General features: G+C 49.0%; 3 protein-coding genes and 1 pseudogene. All 4 read right to left on the bottom strand.

From position 1 onward, the window contains the following. A partial coding sequence (locus tag SC428_RS21985; protein ID WP_232926251.1) for an SMR family transporter occupies positions 1 to 95 on the bottom strand: 95 nt, incomplete at its 3' end. Between the two features lie 36 nt (positions 96 to 131). Continuing rightward, complete coding sequence (gene dfrA10 / locus SC428_RS21980) at positions 132 to 695, bottom strand: trimethoprim-resistant dihydrofolate reductase DfrA10 (RefSeq protein WP_001027119.1); 564 nt, start codon at positions 693 to 695, stop codon at positions 132 to 134. A 381-nt stretch (positions 696 to 1,076) separates the two neighbouring features. Continuing rightward, the gene (locus tag SC428_RS21975) at positions 1,077 to 2,618 is read right to left on the bottom strand and encodes an IS91-like element ISCR1 family transposase (protein WP_000050481.1); all 1,542 of its coding nucleotides are present in this window, start codon (positions 2,616 to 2,618) and stop codon (positions 1,077 to 1,079) included. Positions 2,619 to 3,022: 404 nt separating this feature from the next. Continuing rightward, positions 3,023 to 3,125 (bottom strand): annotated as a pseudogene (locus tag SC428_RS21970) (sulfonamide-resistant dihydropteroate synthase Sul1); the annotation flags it as partial.

The raw sequence follows: 3,125 nt of genomic DNA, 5'->3' as shown, positions 1-3,125 counted from the left end.
GGGGCAAGCTTAGTAAAGCCCTCGCTAGATTTTAATGCGGATGTTGCGATTACTTCGCCAACTATTGCGATAACAAGAAAAAGCCAGCCTTTCATGATATATCTCCCAATTTGTGTAGGGCTTATTAGTAATCACGTATTAATATCATTTGGCACCCCAACCAGCGAAGCTGGTCTAACAAACTTATCAATAGACAAGCTATACACAGAATCTATTGGATCACCTACCCATAGAATATTTTCTGGATATTTGAAATCACTATAGAGTTTATTCATTAGTTCTACCGGTACATACACATCAGCATGAACAGGTTTAACCATATGAATAGAACTCATGTAAACAGTGCTAGCATGTTCTATCGCTTCAGATAATAAACCAACACCACCAATGACATTGATTGGTTTGGTTGTGTCTCTGAATGCTTCTAAGAAGCTCTCAAATGATTTGAATATTTGGATATTATTGTTGAGCACTTCGTGCTCTGTGATAGTTGAAGATATGACAATGAAGTCTCTACCAAGCTTCTTCATCTTAGGTAGAGATCTCCATGTATTTAATCCCATAACGACTACAGAATTTTCTGTAGTCTTCTGGAAGAACTGCATATCTTCTTTAATGAATTGCCAAGGTAATTTGCCTTGATTACCGAATGCTCTGGTAATTAATTCATTGGCAAAGATAAGTGATATATTCATTTGTAGTATCCATTAGGAATGTAATAACAAGTACCATTACTGGTTCCAATATCAATACGCTCACGACCTTGAGCTATTAGTTTCTTGATACATTCACCTTCACTTTTGTAGTTTGCTCTGGTTTCTTCAAACTCACTGTAAGCAGTTACGGGTATAGGAAGTATAAACCACCTTTTTGCTCCTCATCCGAAGTATCTTACCTGAAATTCCCTCACTCGTTTACCGCTCAAGCCCCAATTTTAACTGCCGGTCCAGCCTAAACCGCTCTAATAAGGTTCGATTTGGCGGTAAAATCTCTAGCCTGATAGCTCGAGAGATACAAACTGCCCCACCGCCCCGTTTAAAAGTTGGCAGTGTTGAGCAGTGTTGGATTTGGGGTCGTCAGTCAAAGAGACGACTCTGTGATGGATCGAACAGGCTGGGAGTCAGTGGCGGCGCTCGTTCTGGTGGCAGCTCACGCTGCTTGGCGGCATTCGCCTTGGCTGTTTTCTGTTTCAGATGCTTGAGAATCTGCTCAATGACCTTCGGATCTTCGATGCTGGCAATCACTTTGACGTGACCGCCGCAGTGTTCGCAGACTTCAATATCAATATTGAAGACTCGCTTGAGGCGTTGCATCCAGGTCATGGCGCGGTGGCGCTCTGCAGGACTCTTGTCACGCCAGTTAGTATCGAGACCTTCCGATTTGTCGGGCTTCTTGCCCCGCTTGGCGGGTGTTACTTGAACTCGGTGTTTGCTGTTCGGTGCAAAGACGCCGTGGAAGCGTGTGAGGTTGACTCGCGGCTTAGGTACCAACGCAGCGAGTTTGGCGATGAAGTCCAGCGGCTCGAAGATCACATGGGTGGTGCCATTGCGGTACGGAGTTTTGAGCTCGTAACGCACCTGCCCATTGGCGGTTAATGCCAGACGTTTTTCTGAAACCGCTGGCCGACTAATGTAGCGACACAAGCGCTCAAGCTTATCCCGCTGATGCGCTTCGGCCATCACACCGGCGTGTAGCGAGAAACCAGCATGGTTGGCTACTCGACTGCTTGAGTCGGCTTTATCCTCACGCCCTGGCAAGGTTTGCAGGGTGAAGACTTTGCGCCCTTGCTGGGGGCCGACGGCAATGCGATACGTAACCGAAGCACCATGTAATTGAGTCAGCGTATCGTCTTCGCCCTCTTCCAGTGTCAACCACGTATTCTCGGCATCACGCTCCAAAATCCCACGCTTTTCCATGCAGCGAGCGATGCGATGGCTGAGGGTGTGAGCGAGCGTATTCAGCTCATCGTAAGTGGGTGCCTTGACACGATGGAAGCGTTGCTTGCCATAGTCATCTTCGGCATAGACACCATCGAGAAACAGCATGTGGTAGTGGACATTGAGATTTAGCGCGGAGCCAAAGCGTTGGATAAGAGTCACTGAGCCAGTTTGTGCAGAGGCTTTGGTGTAACCGGCTTTTTTGATCAGATGAGTTGAGAGTGTACGATAGACGATACTCAAGACCTGGCCCATCAGCTGGGGATGGCGAGCCAGCAAAAAGCGTAGCTGGAAAGGAAAGCTGAGCACCCACTGGCGAATGGGCTCCTTGGGGAAGACTTCGTCTATCAGCAGCGCCGCACTCTCGGCCATCCGGCGGGCACCGCAGCTAGGGCAAAAGCCGCGTCGTTTACAGCTGAAGGCGACCAGACGCTCGTGATGACAATCCTCGCAGCGAACCCGCATGAAACCATACTCCAGACGGCCACATTGGAGGAGGTCGTTGAATTCTTGTTGGATGTAGCGAGGCAGGTGTTGACCTTGGGCTTCGAGTGAGGCTTTGAAGGCTGGGTAGTGCTGCTCAACCAGCTGGTAGAGCAGCGTCTGGTCGGGTTGGTGGCGTTCGTAACCGTTTGTTTGAGTGGGCGATTGACTCGCCGTGGCGTTCCTTGCCAGCGACATGGGTATCCTCCGCTGATACTGTGGTTATGTACAGTATCAGCGGCTTGCGTTCAGACGTCCAGTCTGGCCCTAGACATCGCTAAATGCTTAACCCGCAATAGCCCTCACGAGTTGTTATCAGCCACTACCGGTTGAGCGAGAAGGTTTTGGGTTCAGGGTGCTATTGCTCCACCAATCACAATACTGAAGCCCCAACTGTTATCAGTTGGGGCTTTTTCTTGTCTGTTTGCGGCGGTTGCGTTTTATCGGTAGTCGTCGAGCTCTGCACCATCCCACATAAGAGCTTAACGGTGCGATCTTCAACGCCATCACACAAAACTTTCTTTTTCACGCACAGTCAACTTATTGGATGTTTTATTAACAACCCAAAAGGAGATATTTAGCGGGCGGCCGGAAGGTGAATGCTAGGCATGATCTAACCCTCGGTCTCTGGCGTCGCGACTGCGAAATTTCGCGAGGGTTTCCGAGAAGGTGATTGCGCTTCGCAGATCTCCAGGCGCGTGGGTG

Origin of the sequence: Providencia sp. 2023EL-00965 (genome assembly GCF_033550225.1) — a bacterium.
GTDB lineage: Bacteria > Pseudomonadota > Gammaproteobacteria > Enterobacterales > Enterobacteriaceae > Providencia > Providencia manganoxydans.
Note: the sequence above shows the minus strand (reverse complement) of the source record. Positions and strands in the feature narration are given on the sequence as shown.

What these genes read in the sequence shown, in the direction of transcription:
- dfrA10 (WP_001027119.1), bottom strand. Translation starts at nt 695, where the DNA reads ATGAATATATCACTTATCTTTGCCAATGAATTAATTACCAGAGCATTC.
- SC428_RS21975 (WP_000050481.1), bottom strand. Translation starts at nt 2,618, where the DNA reads ATGTCGCTGGCAAGGAACGCCACGGCGAGTCAATCGCCCACTCAAACA.